The following is a 23,231-nucleotide window of genomic DNA, read 5'->3' on the forward strand; positions in this document are numbered from 1 at the left end:
GATGGACGTGCAGGGCGTGGTGGACGGTGCCGGGGAGCCCGGCACGGCTGCGAGGGTGCTGGTGGTGACGGGGGCCGGGTCCGGGGTCGGTCGGGCGGTGGCGCGCAGCTTCCTTGCGGCAGGGTGGGCGGTCGTGCTGACCGGACGGCGGCGGGAGCCCCTGGAGGAGACCGCCGACGGTGCGCCCGGGGCCTGGGTCGTGCCGATGGACGTGGCCGACGCGCAGAGCGTGTCCGAGGCCTTCCGGGAGATCTCCCGTCTCGCGGGGCGGATCGACGTGCTGTTCAACAACGCCGGGACCTTCGGGCCGCGCGGGGAGGTGGACGAGATCGACCCCCTCGAGTGGCAGCGCACCCTGCAGGTGAACCTCACCGGGACCTATCTGTGCGCGGCCGAGGCCTTCCGGATCATGAAGCGGCAGCGCCCCGGCGGCGGGCGGATCATCAACAACGGCTCGATCTCCGCCCACGCCCCCCGGCCGCTGTCCGCGGCCTACGCCGCGAGCAAGCACGCCGTCACCGGCCTGACCAAGTCCCTGGACCTGGACGGCCGTCCGTACGGGATCACCTGTGGGCAGATCGACATCGGCAACGCGGCCACGGAGCTGCTCGCGGGGCTGGGGACGGACGGCGGCGCCCTGCAGGCCGACGGCTCGCTCCGCCCGGAGCCCAGCTTTCCCGTGGAGGAGGTGGGGCGCGCGGTGCTGATGATGGCCGAGCTCCCCGCCGCCGCCACGGTGAACTCGCTCGTGCTCACCGCCTCCGGGATGCCGTTCGCCGGGCGGGGCTGAACGGCAGGACCCCCGCGCCCCGACGCGTCGCGGCGCGGGTGCGGGGGTCCCCGGGGCCGGGCGCCGGTCAGGCCGGAAGTCGCCGGCGCAGGTCCGCCACGTGGCCCTCAGCCTGGACGCCGTACTCCGCGGAACTGACGGTGCCGTCCTCCTGGATCACGAAGGTCGAGCGCAGGGGGCCGACCGTGCTCTGCCCGTTGACGGTCTTCTCGCCCCAGGCGCCCCACGCCTGCGCGGTGGCCGAGTCCGGGTCGGAGAGCAGGCGGTACGGGATGCCGTACTCCTGTGCGAAGCGCCCGAGCGTCTCGGTGTCGTCCCCCGAGATCCCCAGCACGGTGTAGCCGAGGCCCTCGAGGGAGGCGAGGTTGTCGCGGAAGTCGCACGCCTCGGACGTGCAGCCGGGGGTGAAGGCCTTCGGGTAGAAGTAGGCGATCACCTTCCGGCCCCGCAGCTCGGAGAGCCGCACCTCCTGGCCCTCGTGGTCGGTGAGCGTGAAGTCGGGGGCCTGCCGGCCGGTCCGGATCTGCGGTGCCATGGGTGCTCCTGAGGGCTGTGGTCGGTGTGGTGGTCGATGCGGTGCGCCGTGCTAGGGGCGCCGGACCGAGAGGCGGCCCACAGCGGCTCCGACACAGGCCGAGGACACCGCCAGCACCCACAGCGGGGTGGCGCGGACGGCGGGGTGCGGGGACAGGGCCAGATCGGGATCACAGTCCGTTCCGGTGTAGCTGAAGAAGGACGCGTGGGCGGCGAAGGCCGGGCTGGCGTTCATGAGGACTCCTTCGAGTTCGTATGACGGAATTGTGATTCCGTATCATGAAAGTTAGCGCTGCGGCAGGGTGGAGTCAAGGACGACGTGGTCGATGACACCGTGCGGGCCCCGCCGTCGCAGCCCGCCTCGGGCGGCTGCGCGGGCACGGGGAGCCCGCTCAGGCGCGGAAGGTCAGCTCGGTGCAGAGGTCGTCGCCGAGCGGGAAGCGGCGCGCCGGGGCCCGCAGCGCCCCGGAGAGGTGCTCCGCGCCGCGGAACCTGATGCCGGGCACGCCGTCGCCGATGAGCATGGGAGCGGTGGTGAGGTAGAGCCGGTGCAGCGCTCCGGCCTCGAGGAAGCTCGAGACCGTGCGCCCCCCGCCCTCCACGAGCACCCGGCCCAGGCCGCGGCGCGCGAGCGCGGTCAGCACCTCGTGCGGGTTCAGCCGGTGGGGCGGGGCCGGCACGCGCAGCACGTCGACGTGCGGGGCGAGCCGCGCCGGCACGGGGGCGCCGGAGCTCACGACCCAGACGGTGGGGGCGGCGCCGTCGGTGAGCACGGCCGAGCCGGCCGGGGCGCGCGCCGAGGGGTCGAGGACCACCCGGGTGGGGTGGGGGCCGGGCACCGCCCGGACGGTCAGCCGGCAGTCGTCGGCGGCGACCGTCCCGACGCCCACGAGCACGGCGTCCACGAGCGCGCGCAGCCGGTGCAGGTGCTTCCGGTCCTCGGGGCCGGTCACGTACTCGGCGTGCCCGGTGCGCGAGGCGATGAACCCGTCCAGGCTCTGCCCGAGCTGGGCGATCACCAGCGGCCCCCGGTGTGCCACGAGGGGCCCGTAGCGCTCGACGAGCTCCGGCTCGGCCGCGGGGTCCACCCGGCCGGCCAGCAGCTGCTCCCACGCCCCGGCGGACGCGCCCGCCGGGGGCCCTGTCGCCGGGCGGGGGCTCTCGGCCACGGGCTCAGCCCCGGGTGAGGAAGCGGTCCCGGGCGGTCTCCCCGGCGACCGCCCGCAGCCGGTCGTACTGGTCGGCGGCGCCGGCCTCGAGGGCGCGCAGCTCCTCGGCGTCCAGACGCGGGTCCGAGGGGGCGAGCTCGAGCAGGGTGACCCACATGCTGCGCTTGGCCACCACCAGGGACTGCAGCATCTCCAGCTCCCCGTGGGCGGCGATCCCCGCCCGTTCCCGGATCCGGCTCAGCGGATTGAGCCGGGACGCGATGCCGGTGGCCGTGCCGAGCCCCTTGGCGATCCGGCGCCGGGTGGCGCCGAGCCGGTCGAGCATCGTCTCGAGGTGCCCGATGTCGTCCTGGATCTCACGGACGAACCGGGCGAACCGGTCCTCGTAGGCGGTGCCGGCCCAGGTGCGGGCGGCCTCGTCGAAGAGCCGCACCCCGGACAGGGCGCCCATGTAGTGCCCGAGCATGTAGGCCTCGAGCTTGTCCCCCTGCAACCGCGCTCCCGCGGTCCCGCCGGTCTCGACCTGCTCGCTCATCTGCGTCTCCTCTGGTCCTGTGTGCGTCCGCCGGTGCGTCTGCTGCCGGGTCCCGCCGGCCGGGGCCGGTCCTCCAGCGTACTGACTGCGCCGCCGCGCCGGGAGGAGGTCCGGGCCGGGAGCTCGGCGACCGGCGCCGCGGCGCGACATCGTAAGCGGTATGACTATCATGGGCGCATGACTGAGAACCCGAACGGCACCCCGGATCCCGACGAGCAGGAGACCCTCGGCGCCTCCACTCCCGAGCCGGGCAGCGGGCTCGACCGCGACCCGGACGAGTGGGCCACGGGCGAGGAGCCCATGACCAGCGCCCAGCGCAGCTACCTGGACACGCTGGCCCGCGAGGCCGGGGAGGAGCTGCCCGCGGACCTCACGAAGGCGGAGGCCTCCAAGCACATCGACCGCCTGCAGGACCACAGCAAGCGCGTCCAGGACCAGTAGGTCCGGGCGGGGAGGGAGAGCGCCGTGAAGATCGTCGTCCTGGGCGCCACCGGCAACGTGGGCACCGCCCTGCTGCGGCGGCTGCACGCCGCCCCCGAGGTCACGCAGATCGTCGGGGTCTCCCGGGAGGGCCCGGAGCGGGGCGGCGAGCCGTACGACGGCGTCGAGTGGCACACCGTCGACGTCGCCGAGAAGGAGTCCACCGGCCGGCTCGCGGAGATCCTGCGCGGGGCGGACGCGGTGGTCCACCTGGTGTGGCTGATCCGCCCCAACCGGGACTTCGCGCTCATGCACCGCACCAACGTCGACGGACTGGTCCACGTGCTCGACTCCGTCGTCCTGGCCGGCGTACCCCAGGTCGTCTACCCGTCCTCCCTCGGGGCCTACAGCCGCGGCCCCAAGGACCGCCGCGTGGACGAGTCCTGGCCCGTGGGCGGGGTGGACACCTCCCATTACAACGTCCAGAAGGCCGAGACGGAGGCGCTGCTCAACCGGTTCGAGGAAGCCCACCCCGGGGTCGTGGTGACCCGGCTGCGGCCCGGCTTCCTGTTCCAGGCCGGTGCCGCCCCCGAGATCGGGGACTACTTCTTCGGCGCCCTCGTGCCCAAGGGGCTCATCGCCCGGATGCGCCTGCCGGTGCTGCCGTTCCCGGAGAGGTTCCGCTTCCAGACCCTGCACACCGACGACGTCGCGGACGCGTTCTGGCGGGTCATCCGGCACCGTGCGGGCGGGGCGTTCAACGTCGCGGCCGAGCCGGTGCTCGGTCCTGACGGCGTGGCCCAGGTGCTCGGCGCCAAGCGCGTCCTGCCCGTTCCGCCGGCCCTCGTCCGGGCGCTGGTGGCGATCACCTACCGGCTGCGGCTGCAGCCCACCGATCCCGGCTGGATCGACCTCGCCGACGCCGTGCCCGTCATGGACACCACGCGGATCCGCGAGGTCACGGGATGGTCCGAGACCGTGAGCTCGCTCGAGGCGCTCCGCCAGCTCGTCGACCACCTCGACGGCCGCGAGGGACTCGGCAACCGGGAGCACCGCCCCAAGTCGCCGCTGGTGTAGCCGCCGCGGCCCCGCCGCCCGTCCGGCTCCTCAGCGGCGCCGGAGCAGGACCAGCGCCGCGCTGATCAGCACCATGGCGCAGGCCGCGCCGATCGCGGCCGTGAAGGCACCCCGGTGACCGGCGGTCTCGGCCGCGAGCCCGGCCAGCGCCGCGCCCACGGCCGTGCCCAGCACCACGCCGCTCGCCAGCATCGTCATGACCGTGCCCAGCCGCTCCGGCCGGGCGACGTCCCCGCCGATCGTGTAGATCGTGACCATGGTGGGGCCCACGGGCAGGCCGACGAGCAGCAGCACCAGGAGCATCGGGACGATCTCCCCGGGCAGGAGGAACAGCAGGCTCAGGGCGGCCATGGCGCCCGCGCTGGCCACCCAGCGGGCGGCGGGCGGGAAGCGCCGGGGCCACCAGGCCACGGACAGGGCCGCGGCCGCGGAGCTGATGCCCAGCACGGCGTAGAGCAGCCCGGCCGCGCTCTGGGCGCCGAACTCGCCGCCGAAGGCGCTCAGCGCGTTCTGCACGGCTCCGAAGAACGTGCCCATGGCCACCATCCCGAGCACGGGGAGCAGGACGAGGATCCGGTCCCGGCCGGGACCGGGCGCGGCCGCCGTCCGGCGCCGCGGGCGCGGGGCGGCCGGTGCCGCGCGGTGGGTGGGGTGCACGGCGAAGCACGAGACCATGGTGAGGGTCAGCGCGGCGGCCAGGACGAAGGGGGTCCACGGGGCGAGCAGGGACGCCAGCAGCCCCACGAGGGCGGGGCCGAGCACGAAGGTCAGCTCGTCGGCGGTGGACTCGTAGGACAGCGCGGTGTCCAGCTCCTGCCGGTCGCCCCCGGTCCGCCCGCGCCAGCGGACCCGGGCGAGCGGGCCCACCTGGGGGCAGGTGGCGCCCACCAGCAGCGCCGCCGTGACGAGCAGCGGCACGGCCGGGCCGCCCGGGCCGGCGTAGGCGGTGATCAGCAGCACGCCGATGGCCACCGTGTGGGCGAGGGCCGAGACCAGCAGCACCGCCCGCTGTCCCACCCGGTCGGCGAGGTGGCCCATCACGGGCCCGCCCAGGGCCGAGCCGATCCCGACGGCGCCGGCGGCCGCCCCGCCCACGGCGTAGGAGCCGGTGACGGCGGTGGCGAGGGTCAGGGCCCCCACGGTGATCATGGCCAGGGGCAGGCGGGCCACGAAGGCGATCGGCAGGAAGCCGCGGCCGCCCAGCTCCAGGAGCCGCGCGTAGCGGCCGCCGGAGCGTCGCGGAGCCCGGCGGCCGGTGCCACCGTGCCCCGTGGCGGGCTGCCCGGCCGACGTCGACGCGGCGGACGTCGAGGCGGTGGCGATCGGCGCGGTGGCGGACTGCTCGGTGACAGGGGGCACCGTCGCGCGCCGGGCTGCGGCGGGGTGGTCCACCGGGGCCTCGGAGGTCGTGCCCACGGGGGCGGGAAGGGAGTTCAGGGGGTTCACGGGTGTCCTCGATGACTGTGCGCACCGTCCCCCCTCCCGGTGCGCCCGACCCGGACGAACGTGCCCAGTCTACCCGGCGGCCGGGCGCAGGGAACGGCCCCCGGAGGTGACCTCCGCCGCGCCCACCTCCGAGGAGACGTACAGGCACGGGCGGTCCTCGGGGGCCGTGGCGCAGACCGTCGCCGCCGTCAGCTCCTCGGGGTCGCGCTCGCCGGCGCCGACCACCGCGGGGGTCCACCACTCGGCGTCCGGGACCGAGGCCTCGATCGCGCCCGCGCCGGTGGTGATCGCGACCCGTCGCGGGGCGTCGCCGAGGATCCGCACCTCGGTGGCCCCCACCTCCGTGTGCACGTCCACGTCCTCGCGCACCCGGGCGCCGTCGACCAGGACGGTGCCCACCTCCGAGGCCGCCCACAGGCTCCGGGCGCTGCCGCCCATCTGCACCACGCCGGCCTCGGTGTCGAGCCGGACGTCGCCGAAGTCGCCCCGGGCGGAGAGGGTGCCGGCGTCGCCGGAGAGCCGCAGGTCCACGGGGTCGTCGTCGGCCGGGACCGTGACCCGCACCTGCATCCCGCCGCCGGTGCCGAACCAGGAGCCGGACGGGGGAGCCGCCACGGTCAGCCGCCCGTCCCGGACCAGCGGCTCGGGCGCCCGGTCCAGGCCGATGCCGGCGTACACGGCCTCGACCCGCAGATCGGGCACGTCGGCGGTCACGACCTCGATCACGGCGGAGCGGCCGTCGATCGCCACGGTGTCCACGGGCGCGGTCACGGTCGTGTCCACCCGCCGCTCCTCGATCGACAGCGACGCGGCCATGGCCGCCCCGCCGCCGCCGAGCAGCAGCAGGGCGCCCAGGCCGCCGAGCACGGCGGTGGGCACGAGCCAGGCGGCGCGCTCGCTCTGCCCGACGGTGTCCGGGTCGGGGCGCTGCGGGGGGCCCTGCAGGGGGTCGTGGGCGCTGCCGGGGGCGGCGGGCTGGCCGGGGACGGCGTGCTCGGGGTGGGTGCTCATGGCCGGAACTCCTGGTGGGACGGGTGGGCGGACGAGGGGTGGCCGGGCCCGGGGTCGGGGTAGCCGAGGTAGCGCAGGACCGCGCGGACGCGGCGGTTGCCGCCGTCCTCGTGCGCGAGGCCGAGCTTGGTGAACACGGACCGGATGTGCTTCTCCACCGAGGACTCGGTGAGGAACAGGTTCGCGGCGATCGAGGCGTTGGACAGGCCCTGGGCCATCAGCCCGAGCACCTCGTGCTCCCGCGGGGAGAGCAGCTCCAGGTCCTGCCGGTGCCGCGAGCGCACCAGCAGCTGGGAGACCACCTCCGGGTCCAGGACGGTGCCGCCGGCGCCGACCGTTCCCACGGACTCGAGGAACTGGTCGACGTCGGCCACCCGGTCCTTGAGCAGGTAGCCCAGCCCGTCCCGGCGGGAGGCGATCAGCTCCGCGGCGTAGCGCTCCTCGACGTACTGGGAGAGCACGAGCACCGCGATCCGCGGGTGCTGGGAGCGGACGAGGACGGCGGCGCGGATCCCCTCGTCCGTGAAGGTCGGGGGCAGCCGCACGTCCACCAGGGCGAAGTCCGGCTCGTGCTGCTCGACGGCCTTCAGCAGGCCCTCCGCGGTGTCCACGTCGGCGACCACCTCGTGCCCGGCCTCGGTGAGCAGGCGGACCAGGCCCGCGCGCAGGAGGACGGCGTCCTCGGCGATGACGATGCGCATCAGGCTCCCTCCCCCCGGGCGACCGGCAGCTCGACGGTCAGCTCGGTCGGCCCGCCCGCGGGCGAGTCGAGGAAGAAGTGCCCGCCCGCGGAGCGGATCCGGTCCGCGATCCCGGACAGCCCGCCGCCGGGGACCAGCACGGCGCCGCCCCGGCCGTCGTCGGCGATCCGGGCGACCACCCGGGTGCCCCCGGCGGGGTCGGACTCGAGCCCGACCCGGACCGAGGCGGCGTCCGCCCCGGCGTGCTTGACGACGTTGGCCAGGCCCTCGGAGACCGCGAAGTACACGGCGGCCTCGGTCTCGGGGGCCAGGCGGGGCACGCGCACGTCCACGGCGACCGGCACGGGCGACTGGGCGGCCACGGCGGACAGGGCCGCGTCCAGCCCCCGGTCCTCCAGCACGGCCGGGTGGAAGCCCCGCGCCAGGCGGCGCAGCTCCGTGATCGCGGCCTTCGTCGTGGCGTGCGCCTCGCCGATGAGGTCCTTGGCCCCGGCGGGGTCGTGGTCGATCCGCCGCTGGGCCATCGACAGGTTCATGGCCACGGACACCAGCTGCGGCTGCACGCCGTCGTGCAGGTCGCGCTCGATCCGGGAGCGCTCGGTCCGCGCTCCGCGCACGGCGGTCTCCCGGGCCGCCGCGGCCTCGGCGGCCCGCCGGCGCAGCTCCGCCGCCTCGTCCACGCGCAGCAGCAGCCGGGACAGGCCCCGGTGGGCGGCCACGGCCAGCACGAGCAGGAGCACCCCGAGCAGCGCGAGCGTGATCCCGGCCAGCGCCACGGCCCAGTCCGGCCACGTGCCGACCAGCTCGGACGGCCAGACCGGGTTGGACTCCGCGGCGTAGAGGGGGGCCAGTGCCAGCGCCACGGCGGCGCCGGTGCCGGCGAGGGTGCCGACCGCCACCCAGCCCAGGGCCGTGGTCAGGAGCAGGTGCAGCAGGCCGGTCCAGAACGCGGGGTCGGAGACGTCCAGCCACCACTGGTGCAGGATCCGCCACCCGTCGGCGCGCGGGGAGCGGCGCCGGTGCGGGGCCGGCAGGTGCAGCCCGAACGCCGCCTGCGTCCGGCGGCGCTCCACCCACTCGATGCCGCGGACGGCGTAGATCGCGGCCACCAGCAGCACCACGCCCACGAGGGCGGCGAGCGAGGCGAGGCCCGCGGTGACCAGGGACACGAGGGCGGTCAGCCACAGGGTGCCCAGGGCGGCGTCGACCACCAGGTCGGTGCCGCCGAAGAAGAGGGTCTTGGCGGACCACGGCCCCCACTCGCGGGCGCCGGTGCCGCCGCCGAGGACGGCGGGTCGGGAGCCGGAGGCGGCGCGGTGGGCGGCGCCGTCGTCCGCCGTCCCGGGATCGGAGGGGTGCCCGGTGCCGCTCCACGGTGCGGGCGGCAGGGGCCGGGTCTCGTGCGGTGTGCTCATGGCTCTCACGCTACGGTCGGCGGGCTCCTCCCGACTGCGACGTTCTCCACCTGTTACGGGTGGGGTTTTCCGCACCGTCGCGGCCCGGGCCGCCCCGTCGGTCCCGGAACTCGTGGACGGGCCGACCCTGGTCGCCATCGACCTCGCCAACGACTGGCCGGGATCGTCACCGGCATCCGGCAGATCGCGCCGGACACCGGCGTCGACATCTGCACGGTGGCCCACGCCGCCGACGGCAACCTGCACCCGGTGATCGTCGTCGCCGAGCACGAGTCCATCACCCGGGGCGCGCCGAAGGACGCCCTCGGCCGGATGGTCGGGCTCGCCCGGGGTCTCGGCGGCGCCCTGACCGGTGAGCACGGTGTCGGACTGCTCCAGCGCGACCGGTTCACCGCCGAGGTCGGGGAGGTCCCGCGCGACCTCCAGCACCGCATCAAGCGCGCCTTCGACCCGCACAGCACCCTGAACCCGGGCAAGGCCGTCCGACCCCGGCCACCGCCGCCCCGCTGCGGCGCGGGGAGGAGGCCGACGGGCGGCTCGCCGGGCCGGGACCGGCGGCGGTGCCGGCGGATCCGGGAGACTGAGGGCATGGACGCGACCTGCCCCGCCGACGACGGCGCCCACGACGAGCCGGGCCCCGGCCCCCGGCGACGTGCCGCCGGCGGGACGCCGGCCGAGGACGGAGTCCGTGCCCGTTGGCCGGGGGAGCGGCCCCGGGGCCACCCGGACGGTCCCGGAGCGACCCGTCGCGGGCCGGCACCGCGCGGAGGGCGCCGGCGGGGGCCGCCGCTGGAGCAGCGCCGGCTCACCTACCCCGAGGTCGGGGCGACCGCCGGTGCACTGCCGGCCGGCTACGACCACCTGGTGCGCTCCCGCGCCGTCGGCGCCGGGGAGGCCGCGTTCCGGGCGGCCGCCGAGCGGCTGATGGGCTGGGAGATGCACCGGTCCGCGGGCTTCGAGGTGCGGCCCACGGCCGCGCGGGCCGCCCTCGGCACCCGGGTGGTGCTGCGCCTGGGACGGGGGCCCCTGCGGCTCGAGGCGCCGTGCGAGGTCGTGCGCGTGCTCGACGAGCCCCGGCGGCAGGGCTTCGCCTACGGCACGCTGGAGGGCCATCCGGAGCGGGGCGAGGAGCTGTTCTGCCTGGACCTGCGCCCGGACGGCACGGTGGTGCTGAGCATCACCGCGTTCTCCCGCCCTGCCGCGTGGTGGGCCCGGGCGGGGGCTGCGCCGGCCCGGTGGGCGCAGGAACGGGTCACCCAGCGCTATCTGCGCGCTCTGCTCTGACGGTCCCCGGGCACACCGCGCACCGGGCACGAGCCGCGCCCGGTGCGCGGGCCCGGGTGTCGCGGGGTCCCGGGGCTCCGGTGGACCGGCTCAGGCGGCGGGACGCAGCGGGCAGCGGCGCAGGCGGTGGTCCCGGAGGGTGGCCAGGCGCGGGATCCCGGTGCGGTCCTCCAGCAGCCAGAGCACCCCCAGGTGGGGTGCCACCTGGCTCACGGTGCCGGTGCAGCGCAGCTTCCGGTGCTCCCACACCTCGATCCGGTCGCCGGGCGCCACCCGGGACAGGCCCAGGATCCAGCGGGCGGGCGCAGTGGTGGGGCTGGGCGCGGTCATGGGCGGCCCCCCTTCCGGGTCGTGCGGCGGGACCCTCCCATCCTCGGCCCCGGATATGGCCGTGGCGTTACCGGGCGGTTGAGATCGGATGTCCTCTCCCGGACGGCGGGCGGGTCCCGTCCTCAGTACTTGCGCAGCGCCACGCGCCCCTGTCCGGTCCACCGGCCCCGCAGCAGCGCGGAGACGTCCAGCAGCAGCTCCGTCAGCTCCGCGGAGCCCGGTCCCAGGGCGCGGACCACGAGCCCCGGCACCGGCAGCTCGGAGACCCCGCAGCGCAGCAGCGGCAGCCGCCGCTCGGCGGCAGCGAGCAGCTCGTGGACCTGTTCGACCAGGGCGCGGTCCACCCGCGGGTCCACCACCAGCAGGGAGCCCAGGTGCGTGCGGCCCTCCAGGAAGCCGAGCCCGGCCACGGCGTCCTCGGCGGGGTGCAGGCGGAGGTTGTCGAGCACCACCGTGGTCCCGTCCATCACCACCTCGGTGCGCAGGGCCACGCCGCGGTAGCGGAAGACCGTCCCGTCCGGCGCCCACCCGGGGGTGACGACCTCGCTCGCCACGAGACAGGCCGAGGGGTCCATCGACACGGTCGTGGACTGCACGTAGTCGGCGTCCTCGTAGGCGATCAGCTGGTCCGGCAGGTACTCGAGCACCGCCCCGGGGCCGAGCGTGAGCCGCACGTCCTGGCGGGCCGGGGCGGCCGGGCTGCGGTACACCTTGGTCGCCGACTGGGTGGTGACCAGGGCGGTGCCGGCGGCCTCCACCGCGATGTCGAGCTCGTAGCGGTCCCCGCCGAGGTAGCCGCCGCCGGGATTGACGACGACGAAGCACGGCTGCCCCGACCCGTCCAGGCGGTGCGGGCGCAGCACCCGCAGGGCCCCGGCGTGGAACTGGCGGACGGCCACGGTGCGCCCCCCGCGGGGCGCGAGGACCAGCGCGAGCCGCCCGGTCGGGGCGGGAGCCCCCGGCCCGGGGTCCGGCCCAGGTCCCGGCACGCGTCCGGGGCCGGCCGCGGGGGCCGTGGGCGCGGCCGCGGTCACCGGGCCATGTCCAGCATCAGCACGTCGTGCCGGATCCACGCGAGGATCCGCTCGAGGCCCTCGTCCGTGCGGAGATTGGTGAAGCAGAACGGCCGGTCCCCGCGGAACACCGCCGAGTCCGCGGCCATGACCTCCAGGTCCGCCCCGACGTGCGGGGCGAGGTCGATCTTGTTGATCACGAACAGGTCCGCCCGGATCATGCCCTGCCCGGCCTTGCGCGGGATCTTCTCGCCCTGGGCCACGTCGATGACGTAGATCGAGAAGTCGACCAGCTCGGGGCTGAACGTGGCCGAGAGGTTGTCCCCGCCGGACTCGACGAACACGAGCTGCAGGTCCGGGTGCTCGGCGCACAGCTTCTCGATCGCGGCCTCGTTCATCGAGGTGTCCTCACGGATGGCGGTGTGCGGGCAGCCGCCGGTCTCGATGCCCACGATCCGGTCCAGGGGCAGCACCCCGTTGCGGGCCAGGATCTTGGCGTCCTCGATCGTGTAGATGTCGTTGGTGATCGCGGCCATCGAGACCTCGTCGATCAGCGCCCGGGTGACCCGCTCCACGAGCTGCGTCTTGCCGGCGCCCACGGGCCCGCCCACGCCGATGCGCACGGGCCCGCGGCCGGTCGGGGTGGTGGGGGCGGAGGGAACGGTGGTCATGAGAACTCCTGGGTCGGTGCGGTCGGTGCGGTCGGTGCGGTCGGTGCGGTCGTGTGGTGGGGTGCCGGTCCGGTCGGCCGGTCAGGACATGAACATCCGGGCCCGCTGCCAGGCGTGGCGCATCTGGGCGATCTCCAGGCCGGGGCCGGTCGCCCCGACCTCCTCCTCGGACATGCGCCCGATCCGCTCGACCCCGCGGGCCACGTCCTCGTGCAGGGCGCGCAGGACCCGCTGGCCCGCGGTCTGGCCGAGGGGGATCCCGCGCACGGCGTTCTGGGTCAGCGAGGTGGCGGTCGAGAAGAGGTACGCGCCGGCCAGCTGCTCCCAGGCGACGCCGAGACCGGCGCCCACGAGGGCGAAGGCCACCGCGGGACTGCCCCGGCTGGTCCCGGCGCGCTGCCGGTCCGCGTAGGCCAGCAGCCGGGGGGAGGGGAAGTTCTCCGCGCCGATCTCGGTCATCCGCCGGCCCATCGCGGACGCGGCGTCCCGCACCTGGACGGGCAGGGCCTGGGCGGCCAGCAGCTCGTCGGCGCGCCACACGGCGTCGTCGTCCTCCGCCGTGGCGACGGCCCGCACGGCCCAGCCCTCGGCGGGCACCACCTGGTGGTGCAGGCAGTGCCGCACCCAGGCGAGGAAGCCGGGCTCGTCGCCCACGGTGCCGTCGTCGAGATAGGTCTCCAGGCCCAGGGAGTGGGCGAAGGCGCCGGTGGGCAGCGCGGAGTCGCACAGCTGCAGCACGGCCAGCATCCCTGCAGCGGCAGCGGGGGCGGCGGGATCAGTGGGTGTGCTCGGCATGGCGGAACGGGACCTCCATCTGCCGTTCGACGCGCGCGAAGCGCACCCCGGCCTCCTGCAGGTAGGTCTCGGCCGTGTGGTCGTACTGGAGCACCATGAGGCCGTCGTGCCCCGGCAGCTCCGCGACCTCGGCGGCGGGGCCGAGGAACTGGGCGGGCAGGTGCCGGTTGCCCAGCGCGTGCGCCACGCGGCCCATCTGCTCGATCGTCGCCGGTGCCACGACCAGGACGTCGGTGGGCAGGGTCGAGACCACCACTGCGTTGCTGCCCTCCCGGTGCAGGATGTCCCCGTCCTTGAGCTCCCGGCGCTCGGCCAGGCGCAGGCCGAGCTCGGTGCCGTGGTCGGTCACGACCCGCTGGACGCGCTTGCGCAGCTCGGGCCCGGCGAGGGCGACCCGCTCCAGGTGCAGGCCGGCGCGCTCCTGCTCGGTGAGCTCGGCCAGGTTGCCGAGGACGGCTTCGACGATCACGGGTGCAGGTCCTCTCGGGGAGTACGTGGAAGTGCGGGGCGGCCGGCGGGCCGGTCAGAAGAGGAAGTAGCGCTGGGCCATGGCCAGTTCCTCGGCGGGCTCGCAGGTGACGAGCTCGCCGTCGACCCGGACCTCGTAGGTCTGCGGGTCCACCTCGATCCGCGGGGTGGCGTCGTTGTGCCGCATGTCCTGCTTGGTCAGTCCCCGGATCCCGCCCACCGGCAGCACCCTCTTGCGCAGGCCCAGGCGCTCGCCGACGCCCGCCTCGACGGCGGCGCGGGACATGAAGGTGATGGAGTTGGCGTGCGGGGCGGTGCCCCGGGCCCCGAAGGCGTCGCGCATCAGCTGCGGCTGCGGGGTGGGGATGGAGGCGTTGGGATCTCCCATGAGGGAGTGCACGATCTGACCGCCCTTGAGCACGAGGTGCGGCTTCACCCCGAAGAACACGGGGTCCCACAGCACCAGGTCAGCGAACTTGCCGGTCTCCACCGACCCCACGACGTCGGCGATCCCGTGCGCGAGCGCCGGGTTGATCGTGTACTTGGCCACGTAGCGCCTCAGCCGCGCGTTGTCCCCGCGGCCGGTCTCCCCGGGCAGGGGGCCGGTGCGCCGCTTCATCTGGTCGGCGAGCTGCCAGGTGCGCAGCACCACCTCGCCCACGCGGCCCATGGCCTGGGAATCCGAGGAGGTCATGGAGAACACCCCGAGGTCGTGCAGGACGTCCTCCGCGGCGATCGTCTCGGGCCGGATCCGGGAGTCGGCGAAGGCGACGTCCTCGGGGATGTCCGGGTTGAGGTGGTGGCAGACCATGAGCATGTCCAGGTGCTCCTCGGCCGTGTTGCGGGTGTAGGGCAGCGTCGGATTGGTGGAGGACGGCAGCACGTGGGGCAGCGAGGCGATGCGGATGATGTCCGGGGCGTGCCCGCCGCCGGCGCCCTCGGTGTGGAAGGTGTGGATCACCCGGCCCGCGATGGCGGCCACCGTGTCCTCGAGGAAGCCGCACTCGTTGAGCGTGTCGGTGTGGATGGCCACCTGCACGTCGAAGGCGTCGGCCACGGCCAGGGCCGTGTCGATCGCCGCGGTGGTGGCGCCCCAGTCCTCGTGGATCTTCAGGCCCACGGCCCCGGCCCGGATCTGCTCGGCGAGCGGCTCCGGGGTGGAGGCGTGGCCCTTGCCGAGCAGCCCGAAGTTCATGGGGTAGTCGTCCAGGGCCCGGAACATCCCGGCGAGGTGCCACGCCCCGGGGGTGATCGTGGTGGCGTTGGAGCCCTCGGCGGGCCCGGTGCCGCCGCCGAACATCGTGGTGATCCCGGAGGACAGGGCGGTGCCGATCTGGTCGGCCCCGATGAAGTGGATGTGCGAGTCGATCCCGCCGGCGGTGAGGATCCGGCCCTCACCGGCGATCACCTCGGTGGAGGCGCCGATGAGGACGTCCACGCCGTCCATGATGTCCGGGTTGCCGGCCTTGCCGATCGCGCTGATGCGCCCGTCGCGCAGGCCCACGTCCGCCTTGTAGATCCCGGAGGCGTCCAGGACCACCGCGTTGGTGATCACGGTGTCCACCACGCCGTCGTCCCGGGTGAGCCGGCCGTTGTGGCCCATGCCGTCCCGGATCACCTTGCCGCCGCCGAAGACCACCTCGTCGCCGGGGACCGTGAGGTCGCGCTCGACCTCGAGGAACAGCTCGGTGTCCGCCAGGCGCACCAGGTCCCCGGTGGTGGGGCCGTAGAGGCTGGTGTACTGGGCGCGGGACATCTCGTGGCTCATGGCTGCTCCTGCCCGGACGCGGCGCCGGCGGGGCGGTCGAGGGGGCCGTCGACCCGGTTGGCGAGGCCGTGCACCTCACGGCGCCCGGCCAGGGCCACCAGGCGCACCCGCTTGCGGTCGCCGGGCTCGAAGCGCACGGCCGTGCCGGCGGGGACGTCGAGGCGGAAGCCCCGGGCCGCGGCGCGGTCGAACTCGAGCCCGGGATTGGCCTCGGCGAAGTGGAAGTGCGAGCCCACCTGCACCGGGCGGTCGCCGCGGTTGACCACGTCCACCTCCGTGGTGGGCCGGTCGGCGTTGATCAGCACGGGCTCGGGCCGCAGGACGTACTCTCCGGGGATCACGGGCGCTCCTTCGGGGCCGGGCGGGTCAGCGGATGGGGTCGTGGACGGTGACGAGCTTCGTGCCGTCGGGGAACGTCGCCTCCACCTGGACGGACGAGATCATCTCCGGCACGCCCTCCATGACGTCCTCGCGGGCGAGGATCGTGGAGCCCCAGGACATCAGCTCGGCCACGGTCCGCCCGTCCCGGGCGCCCTCCAGCAGCTCGGCGGTGATCAGGGCGACGGCCTCGGGGTGGTTGAGCCGCAGCCCGCGGTCCCGGCGGCGGCGAGCGAGGTCACCGGCCACGACGACGAGCAGCTTCTCCTGCTCCCGGGGTGTCAGGTGCACGGCTCTCCTCGGGGACGGCGGACGTTCAGGGACAGTCGTCACGCTAGGGTCCCCGTGTTACGTGCGCGTGCCCGCCGTGTTTCGACGACGTGGCGGGCGCCGCCCGGGCCGCGCAGGAGTCCTCCCGTGCCGCCTCACGACGAGGGGCCGGGTGGTCCCGGAGCACGGTGCGTGCTCCGGGACCACCCGGCCCCTCGGTGCGGCAGTGCGGCCTGCCGGGTCCTCACTCCTCCTGCTGCGTCACGGTCACCTCGGTCGCCCGGACGTAGGACTCGCCCTCCATGTCGGCGAGCTCGTCCCCGAGGTCGGCGCCGAGGTCCTCCTCGGCGGCGGCCACGTCCAGCGAGGCCTGCAGGGTGCCGGTCACCTCGACCAGGGCGCCGTCCTGGAGCTCCGGCAGATCGGCGTCGTGCAGCACGAGCAGGGAGCCCAGCTCGACGTCGTTCGGGTCCGAGAGCTGCAGCGCGTTCGGTGAGACGACGTCCTCGACCTCGCCGGTGAGGGTCACCTCCTGGCCCTCGTACAGTGCCTGGTCGTCGTAGAAGTCCCGGTTGTAGGCGCCGCTGTAGGGAGCGATGGTGTCCGCCGGCGTCTCCCCGGCCTCCTGCGGGGCCGGCGAGGACTCCAGGACCTCGCTCTCCTGGACGTCCTCGATGTCGGTGCCCGTCTCGGACTCGCCGTTGCCGCAGCCGGCGAGTCCCAGTGCGGCGACGGCGAGCACACTGGCCGCGGCCCTGCGGGTGGTGGTGCGTTGATGCGTGTTCACGATGAGCCTCCTGGTGTCGGCCTGGTCCCAGGGTCGACGTGCGGTGTGCGTCCCCGGGTCGTGCTCCTCCACCGTAAGCAGGCTGTTGGCGCGCTCACAAGCCGCGACGGCCGATTCCGGGGGACTTCCACGAACCCTCGGGGAGCCTTCTGCGGCAACCGTGACCCGCGCGTGACGCACCGGCCGCGCCGGCTCAGAGGCGCAGGTGCACCAGGCTGGGGCCGCGCACCGCCAACGCCTCGACGACCGTCTCGGCCAGGGTCTCCTGCGTCGCCGTGAACCCCACGGCGCCGAAGGCCTCGGCGAGCGCCGGCCAGTCGGGCTGGCGCAGGTCCACGGCCAGCGGGTCGATGTCCCGGTCGGTCATGTTCTGCCGGATCTCGCCGTAGCCGCCGTTGTCCACGCAGACGATCGGCAGGTCCAGGCCCAGCTCCACGGCGGTCATCAGCTCCTGGATCGAGAACATCAGCGCGCCGTCGCCCACGAGGCACAGCACCGGCCGGTCCGGAGCGGCGAGCTTGGCCCCGATCGAGGCCGGCAGCCCGTAGCCCAGGGTCGCGTAGGTCCCCATGTAGAGCAGGGAGCGCGGGTGCCGGGCGCGGAAGAACGTGGTCGAGCCCAGATAGGTGACCTGGGAGGAGTCCCCGCCCACGATCGTGTCCTCGGGCACCACGGACATGATCGTCTCGTTGAGCGCCGCGAGCTCGGGCGCGGTGCGGCGGCCCTCGTCGTCGAGCCGGGCGAACACGTCGGCGAGGTCCCGCGGGGGCCGCGGCTCGAGCGGGCCGAGCGCCTCGATCAGCTGCGGGACCACGGCCGCGGAGTGGCCGGGCAGCTCGATGTCCGGGTCGAGGTTGCACAGCATCTGGTCCCGCACGATGTCCACGCGCACGATCGGCCCGGCCGGGGTGATGTCCCCGCCCCACAGCTCGGCCTCGCCGACCTTGGAGCCGATCACGAGCAGGGCGTCGGCCGCGCGCAGGAACTCGTGCGCGGTGGACAGGCGCAGGTCGGCGCCCAGGGAGAGGCGGTGCCGCTCCGGGATCGCGCCCTTGCCGTTGGTCGTGGTGATCACCGGCGCCTCGAGCAGCTCGGCGAGCTCCAGCAGCCGCTCCCCGGCGGCCAGCGAGCCGCCGCCGGCCAGGATGACGGGGGTGGCCGCCCCGCGCAGCACCTCGGCGGCACGGCGCACGTCCTCGATCGGGGCCGGCTGCGGGGCGCCCAGCCGGCGCGGGGCCACCTGCCGGTCCGTGTAGTCGAGCTCGGCCTCCAGCACGTCGAGCGGGATCTCGATGTGCACGGGGCGGGGCCGGGAGTGGGCGAAGTCCCGGAAGGCGTCGTGGACCATGGTCACGGCCTCGGCGCCGCTGGTGACCCGGCGGCTGCGGCCCACGATGGCGTCGACGGCCGCGGACGGGTTCTTCGTCTCGTGCAGCGAGCCGATGTCCCGGAAGTCGTGGCCCACGGGCCGTCCGGGGGAGAGGACGATCATCGGGCGGGACTCGGCGTAGGCGGTGGCCGCCCCGGACAGGGAGTTGAGCAGCCCCGGGCCGGAGGTCGTGATGACGACCCCCGGCAGCCCGGAGATCTGGCTCCACCCGTCGGCCCCGTAGGCGGCCCCCTGCTCGTGCCGGGTGGTGACCGCGCGGATGCCCAGCTCCCGCAGCGGGCGGTAGAACTCCAGCGAGTGGGTGCCGGGGATGCCGAAGACGGTGTCGACCCCGTAGCCGCGGAGGGTCTCCAGCACGGCGCGGGCCGTGGTGCGCCGGGGGCTCATGAGCGGGCCTCCGTCCGGCCGGCGGTTCCGGTGGGGTCCTCGGTGCCTGGGGCCCGGCGGGACGCGGCGATGCGCTCGTCCCAGTGCTGCAGCACCCCGGTGTGCGTGGGGCGGGTCAGCAGCGAGACCACCACGTAGACGAGGGCGGAGCTGAGCAGGCCCAGGTAGATGGGCGCGTTGGCCAGCACGCCGAAGACCGCCATGGACGCGACGGTCACCACGGAGCCCACGAGCATGGACAGGGCGGCCCCGAGGCCGGTGCCCCGGCGCCACACCAGGCCGCCGAGGATCGCGACGAGCAGCCCGCCCACCAGGATGTCGTAGGCGATCGTGAGGGCGGTGACGGTGTCGGACACGAAGATCGAGATCGCGGTGATCACCACGCCGAAGACGAGGACGTAGAGCCGGTCGCCGCGCAGCGCCTCGGCGGTGCCCTCCGGGGCCGGGGCGGCGTCGCGCCGGCCCAGGGACTTCAGGGTCGGCACGACGTCGACCCGCGCGACCGTGGCCGCGGCGATGAGCGCCCCCGAGGCCGTGGACATCATGGCGGCCACACCGGCGGCCAGCACGATCCCGCCCAGCCCGGCCGGGACGTACTGCTGGGCCATCGTGGCGAAGGCGTCGTCGGGGGAGGACAGCTCCGGGGCCACGGCCGCGGCGGTCATCCCGATGACGGCACCGGCCACGCCGTAGAGCGCCACGTAGGCGGCGGAGGTGAGCCCGCCCCAGCGGGCGACCCGCGGGGAGCGGGCGGTGAAGACGCGCTGCCAGATGTCCTGGCCGATGAGCATGCCGAACCCGTAGACCACGAACTGGGTGATGATCGCCTGCGTGCCCATGCCGCCCCAGGTGAAGAACGACGCGTCGAGCCGCTCGCCCAGGCCGGTCCAGCCGCCCGCGGCGGAGAGGGAGAAGGGCAGCAGGATCAGGAACAGCCCGACCGTCATGAACACGAACTGCATCATGTCCGTCAGCGTGATCGACCACATCCCGCCGAGCACGGAGTACGCCACCACGACCACGCCGCCGAGCAGGATCGCCCAGGTGCGGTCGAGGGGGAGCAGGACCGAGAAGATCGCCGCGTACGCGGAGGTGGAGGTCACCGAGAGCATCACCGTGTAGGCCAGCATCACGAACGACGACGCCTTGGCCCCGCCGCGCTCCCCGTAGCGCAGCTGCAGCATCTGGGAGACGGTGAACACCTTCAGCGACTGGATGCGCCCGGCGAAGAACAGGCTCAGCGCGGCCAGGCCCGTGGCGATCGCCACCACGAGCCACATGCCGGAGATCCCGTAGGTGTAGCCCAGGCCCACTCCGCCGACCGTGGAGGCGCCGCCGAGGACCACGGCCGCCATGGTGCCGGTGTAGAAGCCGGGGCCGAGCCGTCGCCCGGCCACCCGGTAGTCCTCCGCGTTCTTGGCACGCCGGCTGGCCCAGAGGCCCACCGCCACCATGGCGACCAGGTACAGCACGATGATCAGCACATTCATGGGTGTCACTTCTTCCTGGGAGCCCGAGGGACTTCCGCGGTCGATCGGCGAGTTTCTCAATGAGAAACAAAAGTTGTCTCACATAGTATGATGCAGATCATGTTTTGAGAACGGGTCCGGGGTGTTACGCCCTGGTAAGACCGTCCGTGAGCGAGGAGCCGTCGCTGTGAAAGCCCTGCCCATCGAGAGCACCGGCCACTCCGCCGCCGTGGGGTCGCGCCTGCGCAACCACCGGCTGCGCAACCACATGACCATCGACCAGCTCGCCTCCGCCGCCGGCCTCACCAAGGGGTTCGTCAGCCGGGTGGAGCGGGACATCACGTCCCCCTCCGTGGACTCGCTGGTGCGCATGTGCCAGGTGCTGCGCATCGACGTGGGAGCGGTCTTCGCCGGCCCCGCCGACGTCGAGCTCGTCCGGCTCGCCGACGCCCCGCACGTGGACCTCGGCGGCCAGGGCATCGAGGAGCAGCTCGTCACGCCCACGGGCCAGCGCACGGTGCAGGTCATCCGGGCGCGGGTGGCCGCCGGGGGCCGCGGCGAGGAGTCGATGTACAGCATGGACTGCGAGACCGAGGTGCTGCACCTGATCAGCGGCCGGTTCCGGCTCATGGTCCCGGACCGCACCTACGAGCTCGAGGCCGGGGACACCGTGAGCTTCCCCGGCACCGAGCCCCACACCTGGGAGAACCCCGGCCCCGAGGAGGCCGTGCTGCTGTGGATCCTCGGCTCCTGAGCGCCCCGCCCGTTCCGCCCACCCGTTCCGCCCGCCCGTCCACCATCCCCCGTCGAGAGGACCGCACACCATGAACCCCGAGCGCATCACCACCACCGGCGACGACGGCACCCGCGTCGTCGGTCCCGTCAACGCCGCCCTCACCCCCCGCTGGGCCGGGCTGGGCACCTTCGCCCGCCTGCCGCGCACCGACGAGGTGGAGCACACGGACATCGCCGTGGTCGGCGTGCCCTTCGACGCCGGGGTCTCCTACCGGCCCGGCGCCCGCTTCGGCGCCAACCACGTCCGGGAGTCCTCCCGCCTGCTGCGCCCGTACAACCCGGCGCAGAACGTCTCCCCGTTCGCCGGCAAGCAGGTCGCCGACGCCGGGGACATCGTGGCGAACCCGTTCGACATCGGCGAGGCGATCGACGCCATCGAGGCCCAGGCCAAGGAGCTGATGGGCGAACGCACCCAGCTCGTGGCCATCGGCGGCGACCACACCATCGCCCTGCCCCTGCTGCGCGCGGCCCACTCCCGCCACGGCAAGGTGGCCCTGCTGCACTTCGACGCGCACCTGGACACCTGGGACACCTACTTCGGCGCCGAGTACACCCACGGCACCCCGTTCCGCCGCGCCTGGGAGGAGGGCCTGCTCGACACCGACGCCGCCTGCCACGTGGGCACCCGCGGGCCCCTCTACGGCACCGAGGACCTCGACGACGACGCCCGCTTCGGCTTCGGCATCGTCTCCTCCGCCGACGTCATGCGCCTGGGCGTGGACGCCGTCGTCGCGCACCTGCGGGAGCGCGTCGGCGACCGCCCGCTCTACGTCTCCCTGGACATCGACGTCCTGGACCCGGCCCACGCCCCCGGCACCGGCACCCCGGAGGCCGGCGGGATGACCAGCCGGGAGGTGCTGGAGATCCTGCGCGGGCTGCGCGGCACGAACGTGGTGGGCTGCGACGTCGTCGAGGTGGCCCCCGCCTACGACCACGCGGAGCTCACCGGGGTGGCGGCCGCGCACGTGGCCTACGAGCTGATCACCCTGCTCGCCATGGGCCCCGGCGCGGCCCCCGACGGGCCCGCGTACGGGCTGGCCGGGCACGTCTACGGGGCCGCCGCGCCGGAGGCCGGGCAGGGGCAGCGGTGACCGGCGGCGCGGCCGCGACCCGCCGCACGGGCTCCGTGCCCCTCTTCGCCCACCGCGCCGAGGAGTTCCGCCCGTCCCCGGTCCGGGCGGTGTTCGAGATCGCGATGCAGCCCGGGATGATCTCCCTGGCCGGCGGCAACCCGGACATGAGCGCGCTCCCGCACGAGGTGGTCGCCGGCATGGCCGCCCGGATCCTCGCCGAGCGCGGGCCCGAGGTGCTGCAGTACGGCTCCGGGGCCGGCATCGGGCGGCTGCCGGAGCTGGTTGTGGAGCTCATGGGCCTGGAGGGCGCCGAGATCGCCCCGGACCGGATCCAGATCACCGCCGGCTCCCAGGCCGGCCTGGACCTGGTGACCAAGCTGTACTGCGACCCGGGGGACGTGGTGGTCGCCGAGGGCCCCACCTACGTGGGCGCCCTGGGGGTGTTCGGCAGCTACGAGGTCGACGTCGAGCACGTGGACGTCGACGACGACGGGCTGGACCCCGAGGCGGTGGCCGAGCGGCTCGACGCGCTGCGGGCCGCCGGCCGCACCGTGAAGTTCGTCTACACGGTCCCGAACTTCTCCAACCCCACGGGCGTGACGACCCCCGAGGAGCGGCGCCGCCGGCTCGTGGACGTGTGCGCCGAGCGCGGCGTGCTCGTCCTGGAGGACGACCCCTACGGGCTGCTCGGCTTCGACCGCGCCCACCGGCTGCCGTCCCTGTACTCCCTGGCCCCGGACACCGTGATCCACCTGGGCAGCTTCTCGAAGATCTTCTCCCCGGGGCTGCGGGTGGGCTGGATCGCGGCCCCGCCGGCGGTGCGGGGGCGGCTGCAGATCGCGGCCGAGGCCGTCACGATCCACCCCTCCGTGCTCAGCCAGGAGCTCGCGGCCGCGTACGTGGACAGCGAGCACTGGCGGCCGTCCCTGGACCGGGCCGTGGCGCTCTACCGCTCCCGCTGCGCCGCCATGATGGAGGCCCTGGAGGCGCACATGCCGGAGGGCGTGCGCTGGACGCGGCCGGCCGGGGGCTTCTTCACCTGGCTGGACCTCGGGCCGTGGACCGGGGACGGCGACCTGCTGCGGCGGGCCGTCGACCACGGCGTGGTGCTGGTGCCCGGCGGCGCCTGCTACGCCGACGGACGCCCCACCACGAGCCTGCGCCTGGCCTACTCGGCGACCCCGGAGGCGGAGATCGCCGAGGGGGTCCGGCGGGTCGGCGAGATGCTGCGGGGCTGAGGCCCCGCGTCCCGCCC

26 protein-coding genes are annotated in these 23,231 nt (G+C 74.8%); 7 read left to right on the forward strand and 19 right to left on the reverse strand.

The annotated features are described in order from the left end of the window. Position 1 precedes the first annotated feature (1 nt). Positions 2 to 790, forward strand: a complete 789-nt coding sequence (locus ABL57_RS01295) for an SDR family oxidoreductase (protein WP_047801632.1) — start codon at positions 2 to 4, stop codon at positions 788 to 790. Positions 791 to 857: 67 nt separating this feature from the next. Here ABL57_RS01295 and ABL57_RS01300 read toward each other — a convergent pair whose 3' ends face one another. The 4 genes from ABL57_RS01300 to ABL57_RS01315 all read right to left on the reverse strand — a co-directional run bounded on the left by ABL57_RS01300 (position 858) and on the right by ABL57_RS01315 (position 3,028). After that, positions 858 to 1,325 (reverse strand): peroxiredoxin, encoded by a 468-nt coding sequence (locus ABL57_RS01300; protein WP_047801633.1) that lies wholly within the window; start codon positions 1,323 to 1,325, stop codon positions 858 to 860. Positions 1,326 to 1,376: 51 nt separating this feature from the next. Continuing rightward, positions 1,377 to 1,559 (reverse strand): hypothetical protein, encoded by a 183-nt coding sequence (locus tag ABL57_RS01305; RefSeq protein ID WP_047801634.1) that lies wholly within the window; start codon positions 1,557 to 1,559, stop codon positions 1,377 to 1,379. A 157-nt stretch (positions 1,560 to 1,716) separates the two neighbouring features. Next, the gene (locus ABL57_RS01310) at positions 1,717 to 2,493 is read right to left on the reverse strand and encodes a RibD family protein (protein WP_047801635.1); all 777 of its coding nucleotides are present in this window, start codon (positions 2,491 to 2,493) and stop codon (positions 1,717 to 1,719) included. Positions 2,494 to 2,497: 4 nt separating this feature from the next. Further along, a complete protein-coding gene (locus ABL57_RS01315) occupies positions 2,498 to 3,028 on the reverse strand; it encodes a hypothetical protein (RefSeq protein WP_047801636.1) in 531 nt (176 codons plus the stop codon). A gap of 177 nt (positions 3,029 to 3,205) precedes the next feature. Between ABL57_RS01315 and ABL57_RS01320 the strand changes: the two genes are divergently transcribed. Both ABL57_RS01320 and ABL57_RS01325 read left to right on the forward strand, forming a co-directional pair. Further along, positions 3,206 to 3,469: a DUF3072 domain-containing protein gene (locus tag ABL57_RS01320; protein WP_047801637.1), complete on the forward strand. Its 264-nt coding sequence runs from the start codon at positions 3,206 to 3,208 to the stop codon at positions 3,467 to 3,469. A 24-nt stretch (positions 3,470 to 3,493) separates the two neighbouring features. Continuing rightward, positions 3,494 to 4,525: an NAD-dependent epimerase/dehydratase family protein gene (locus ABL57_RS01325; protein ID WP_047801638.1), complete on the forward strand. Its 1,032-nt coding sequence runs from the start codon at positions 3,494 to 3,496 to the stop codon at positions 4,523 to 4,525. A gap of 30 nt (positions 4,526 to 4,555) precedes the next feature. Here the strand turns inward: ABL57_RS01325 and ABL57_RS01330 are convergent, their stop codons facing one another. The 4 genes from ABL57_RS01330 to ABL57_RS01345 all read right to left on the reverse strand — a co-directional run bounded on the left by ABL57_RS01330 (position 4,556) and on the right by ABL57_RS01345 (position 9,098). Next, complete coding sequence (locus ABL57_RS01330; RefSeq protein ID WP_082157154.1) at positions 4,556 to 5,848, reverse strand: MFS transporter; 1,293 nt, start codon at positions 5,846 to 5,848, stop codon at positions 4,556 to 4,558. Positions 5,849 to 6,040: 192 nt separating this feature from the next. Continuing rightward, on the reverse strand, positions 6,041 to 6,982 hold the full coding sequence (locus ABL57_RS22125; RefSeq protein ID WP_047801639.1) for a hypothetical protein: 942 nt from the start codon (positions 6,980 to 6,982) through the stop codon (positions 6,041 to 6,043). Continuing rightward, complete coding sequence (locus tag ABL57_RS01340) at positions 6,979 to 7,683, reverse strand: response regulator transcription factor (protein WP_047801640.1); 705 nt, start codon at positions 7,681 to 7,683, stop codon at positions 6,979 to 6,981. Before ABL57_RS01340 ends, ABL57_RS22125 begins: the two co-directional genes overlap by 4 nt. Continuing rightward, positions 7,683 to 9,098 (reverse strand): histidine kinase, encoded by a 1,416-nt coding sequence (locus ABL57_RS01345; protein WP_053004679.1) that lies wholly within the window; start codon positions 9,096 to 9,098, stop codon positions 7,683 to 7,685. Before ABL57_RS01345 ends, ABL57_RS01340 begins: the two co-directional genes overlap by 1 nt. Between ABL57_RS01345 and ABL57_RS21005 the strand changes: the two genes are divergently transcribed. After that, positions 9,084 to 10,382 carry a DUF1990 family protein gene (locus ABL57_RS21005; protein ID WP_160310761.1) on the forward strand — a complete coding sequence of 433 codons (1,299 nt, stop codon included), beginning with the start codon at positions 9,084 to 9,086 and terminating at the stop codon, positions 10,380 to 10,382. The two genes, ABL57_RS01345 and ABL57_RS21005, sit on opposite strands and share 15 nt — an antisense overlap. Positions 10,383 to 10,472: 90 nt before the next feature. On the opposite strand, the gene ABL57_RS01355 is transcribed toward ABL57_RS21005, so the two are convergent. The 11 genes from ABL57_RS01355 to ABL57_RS01405 form a co-directional block, all read right to left on the reverse strand. Further along, entirely contained in the window at positions 10,473 to 10,712 is a 240-nt protein-coding gene (locus ABL57_RS01355; RefSeq protein ID WP_047801641.1) for a hypothetical protein, read from the reverse strand. Between the two features lie 122 nt (positions 10,713 to 10,834). Beyond that, complete coding sequence (locus ABL57_RS01360; RefSeq protein WP_238985945.1) at positions 10,835 to 11,611, reverse strand: urease accessory protein UreD; 777 nt, start codon at positions 11,609 to 11,611, stop codon at positions 10,835 to 10,837. 131 nt (positions 11,612 to 11,742) lie between these two features. Next, a complete protein-coding gene (gene ureG / locus ABL57_RS01365; RefSeq protein ID WP_047801642.1) occupies positions 11,743 to 12,396 on the reverse strand; it encodes an urease accessory protein UreG in 654 nt (217 codons plus the stop codon). An 81-nt stretch (positions 12,397 to 12,477) separates the two neighbouring features. Continuing rightward, positions 12,478 to 13,191, reverse strand: a complete 714-nt coding sequence (locus ABL57_RS01370; RefSeq protein WP_047801643.1) for an urease accessory protein UreF — start codon at positions 13,189 to 13,191, stop codon at positions 12,478 to 12,480. Then, positions 13,172 to 13,660 (reverse strand): urease accessory protein UreE, encoded by a 489-nt coding sequence (locus ABL57_RS01375; protein WP_047801644.1) that lies wholly within the window; start codon positions 13,658 to 13,660, stop codon positions 13,172 to 13,174. The genes ABL57_RS01370 and ABL57_RS01375 overlap by 20 nt, the downstream gene beginning before the upstream one ends. A 54-nt stretch (positions 13,661 to 13,714) precedes the next feature. Then, on the reverse strand, positions 13,715 to 15,427 hold the full coding sequence (ureC, locus tag ABL57_RS01380; protein ID WP_047801645.1) for an urease subunit alpha: 1,713 nt from the start codon (positions 15,425 to 15,427) through the stop codon (positions 13,715 to 13,717). Continuing rightward, positions 15,424 to 15,768 carry an urease subunit beta gene (locus ABL57_RS01385; RefSeq protein ID WP_047801646.1) on the reverse strand — a complete coding sequence of 115 codons (345 nt, stop codon included), beginning with the start codon at positions 15,766 to 15,768 and terminating at the stop codon, positions 15,424 to 15,426. Before ABL57_RS01385 ends, ureC begins: the two co-directional genes overlap by 4 nt. A gap of 25 nt (positions 15,769 to 15,793) precedes the next feature. Then, a complete protein-coding gene (locus tag ABL57_RS01390) occupies positions 15,794 to 16,096 on the reverse strand; it encodes an urease subunit gamma (protein ID WP_047801647.1) in 303 nt (100 codons plus the stop codon). A gap of 223 nt (positions 16,097 to 16,319) precedes the next feature. Then, positions 16,320 to 16,862 carry a hypothetical protein gene (locus tag ABL57_RS01395; RefSeq protein WP_047801648.1) on the reverse strand — a complete coding sequence of 181 codons (543 nt, stop codon included), beginning with the start codon at positions 16,860 to 16,862 and terminating at the stop codon, positions 16,320 to 16,322. A gap of 193 nt (positions 16,863 to 17,055) precedes the next feature. Further along, a complete protein-coding gene (locus tag ABL57_RS01400; protein WP_047801649.1) occupies positions 17,056 to 18,639 on the reverse strand; it encodes a thiamine pyrophosphate-binding protein in 1,584 nt (527 codons plus the stop codon). Beyond that, on the reverse strand, positions 18,636 to 20,129 hold the full coding sequence (locus ABL57_RS01405) for a sodium:solute symporter (RefSeq protein ID WP_047801650.1): 1,494 nt from the start codon (positions 20,127 to 20,129) through the stop codon (positions 18,636 to 18,638). The genes ABL57_RS01400 and ABL57_RS01405 overlap by 4 nt, the downstream gene beginning before the upstream one ends. A 166-nt stretch (positions 20,130 to 20,295) precedes the next feature. Here ABL57_RS01405 and ABL57_RS01410 point away from each other — a divergent pair, with 166 nt between their 5' ends. The 3 genes from ABL57_RS01410 (at position 20,296) to ABL57_RS01420 (ending at position 23,214) form a co-directional block, all read left to right on the forward strand. Continuing rightward, positions 20,296 to 20,862, forward strand: a complete 567-nt coding sequence (locus tag ABL57_RS01410; protein WP_047801651.1) for a helix-turn-helix domain-containing protein — start codon at positions 20,296 to 20,298, stop codon at positions 20,860 to 20,862. A gap of 70 nt (positions 20,863 to 20,932) precedes the next feature. Further along, complete coding sequence (gene speB, locus ABL57_RS01415) at positions 20,933 to 21,994, forward strand: agmatinase (protein ID WP_047801652.1); 1,062 nt, start codon at positions 20,933 to 20,935, stop codon at positions 21,992 to 21,994. Beyond that, positions 21,991 to 23,214 carry a PLP-dependent aminotransferase family protein gene (locus ABL57_RS01420; RefSeq protein WP_047801653.1) on the forward strand — a complete coding sequence of 408 codons (1,224 nt, stop codon included), beginning with the start codon at positions 21,991 to 21,993 and terminating at the stop codon, positions 23,212 to 23,214. Before speB ends, ABL57_RS01420 begins: the two co-directional genes overlap by 4 nt. Positions 23,215 to 23,231 lie beyond the last annotated feature (17 nt).

This window comes from Kocuria sp. SM24M-10, assembly GCF_001027955.1.
GTDB lineage: Bacteria > Actinomycetota > Actinomycetes > Actinomycetales > Micrococcaceae > Kocuria > Kocuria oceani.

What these genes read in the sequence shown, in the direction of transcription:
- ABL57_RS01400 (WP_047801649.1), bottom strand. Translation starts at nt 18,639, where the DNA reads ATGAGCCCCCGGCGCACCACGGCCCGCGCCGTGCTGGAGACCCTCCGC.
- ABL57_RS01305 (WP_047801634.1), bottom strand. Translation starts at nt 1,559, where the DNA reads ATGAACGCCAGCCCGGCCTTCGCCGCCCACGCGTCCTTCTTCAGCTAC.
- ABL57_RS01405 (WP_047801650.1), bottom strand. Translation starts at nt 20,129, where the DNA reads ATGAATGTGCTGATCATCGTGCTGTACCTGGTCGCCATGGTGGCGGTG.
- ABL57_RS01370 (WP_047801643.1), bottom strand. Translation starts at nt 13,191, where the DNA reads ATGCCGAGCACACCCACTGATCCCGCCGCCCCCGCTGCCGCTGCAGGG.
- ureG (WP_047801642.1), bottom strand. Translation starts at nt 12,396, where the DNA reads ATGACCACCGTTCCCTCCGCCCCCACCACCCCGACCGGCCGCGGGCCC.
- ABL57_RS01345 (WP_053004679.1), bottom strand. Translation starts at nt 9,098, where the DNA reads ATGAGCACACCGCACGAGACCCGGCCCCTGCCGCCCGCACCGTGGAGC.
- ABL57_RS01320 (WP_047801637.1), top strand. Translation starts at nt 3,206, where the DNA reads ATGACTGAGAACCCGAACGGCACCCCGGATCCCGACGAGCAGGAGACC.
- ABL57_RS01300 (WP_047801633.1), bottom strand. Translation starts at nt 1,325, where the DNA reads ATGGCACCGCAGATCCGGACCGGCCGGCAGGCCCCCGACTTCACGCTC.
- ureC (WP_047801645.1), bottom strand. Translation starts at nt 15,427, where the DNA reads ATGAGCCACGAGATGTCCCGCGCCCAGTACACCAGCCTCTACGGCCCC.
- ABL57_RS01295 (WP_047801632.1), top strand. Translation starts at nt 2, where the DNA reads ATGGACGTGCAGGGCGTGGTGGACGGTGCCGGGGAGCCCGGCACGGCT.
- ABL57_RS01355 (WP_047801641.1), bottom strand. Translation starts at nt 10,712, where the DNA reads ATGACCGCGCCCAGCCCCACCACTGCGCCCGCCCGCTGGATCCTGGGC.
- ABL57_RS01340 (WP_047801640.1), bottom strand. Translation starts at nt 7,683, where the DNA reads ATGCGCATCGTCATCGCCGAGGACGCCGTCCTCCTGCGCGCGGGCCTG.
- ABL57_RS01315 (WP_047801636.1), bottom strand. Translation starts at nt 3,028, where the DNA reads ATGAGCGAGCAGGTCGAGACCGGCGGGACCGCGGGAGCGCGGTTGCAG.
- speB (WP_047801652.1), top strand. Translation starts at nt 20,933, where the DNA reads ATGAACCCCGAGCGCATCACCACCACCGGCGACGACGGCACCCGCGTC.
- ABL57_RS22125 (WP_047801639.1), bottom strand. Translation starts at nt 6,982, where the DNA reads ATGAGCACCCACCCCGAGCACGCCGTCCCCGGCCAGCCCGCCGCCCCC.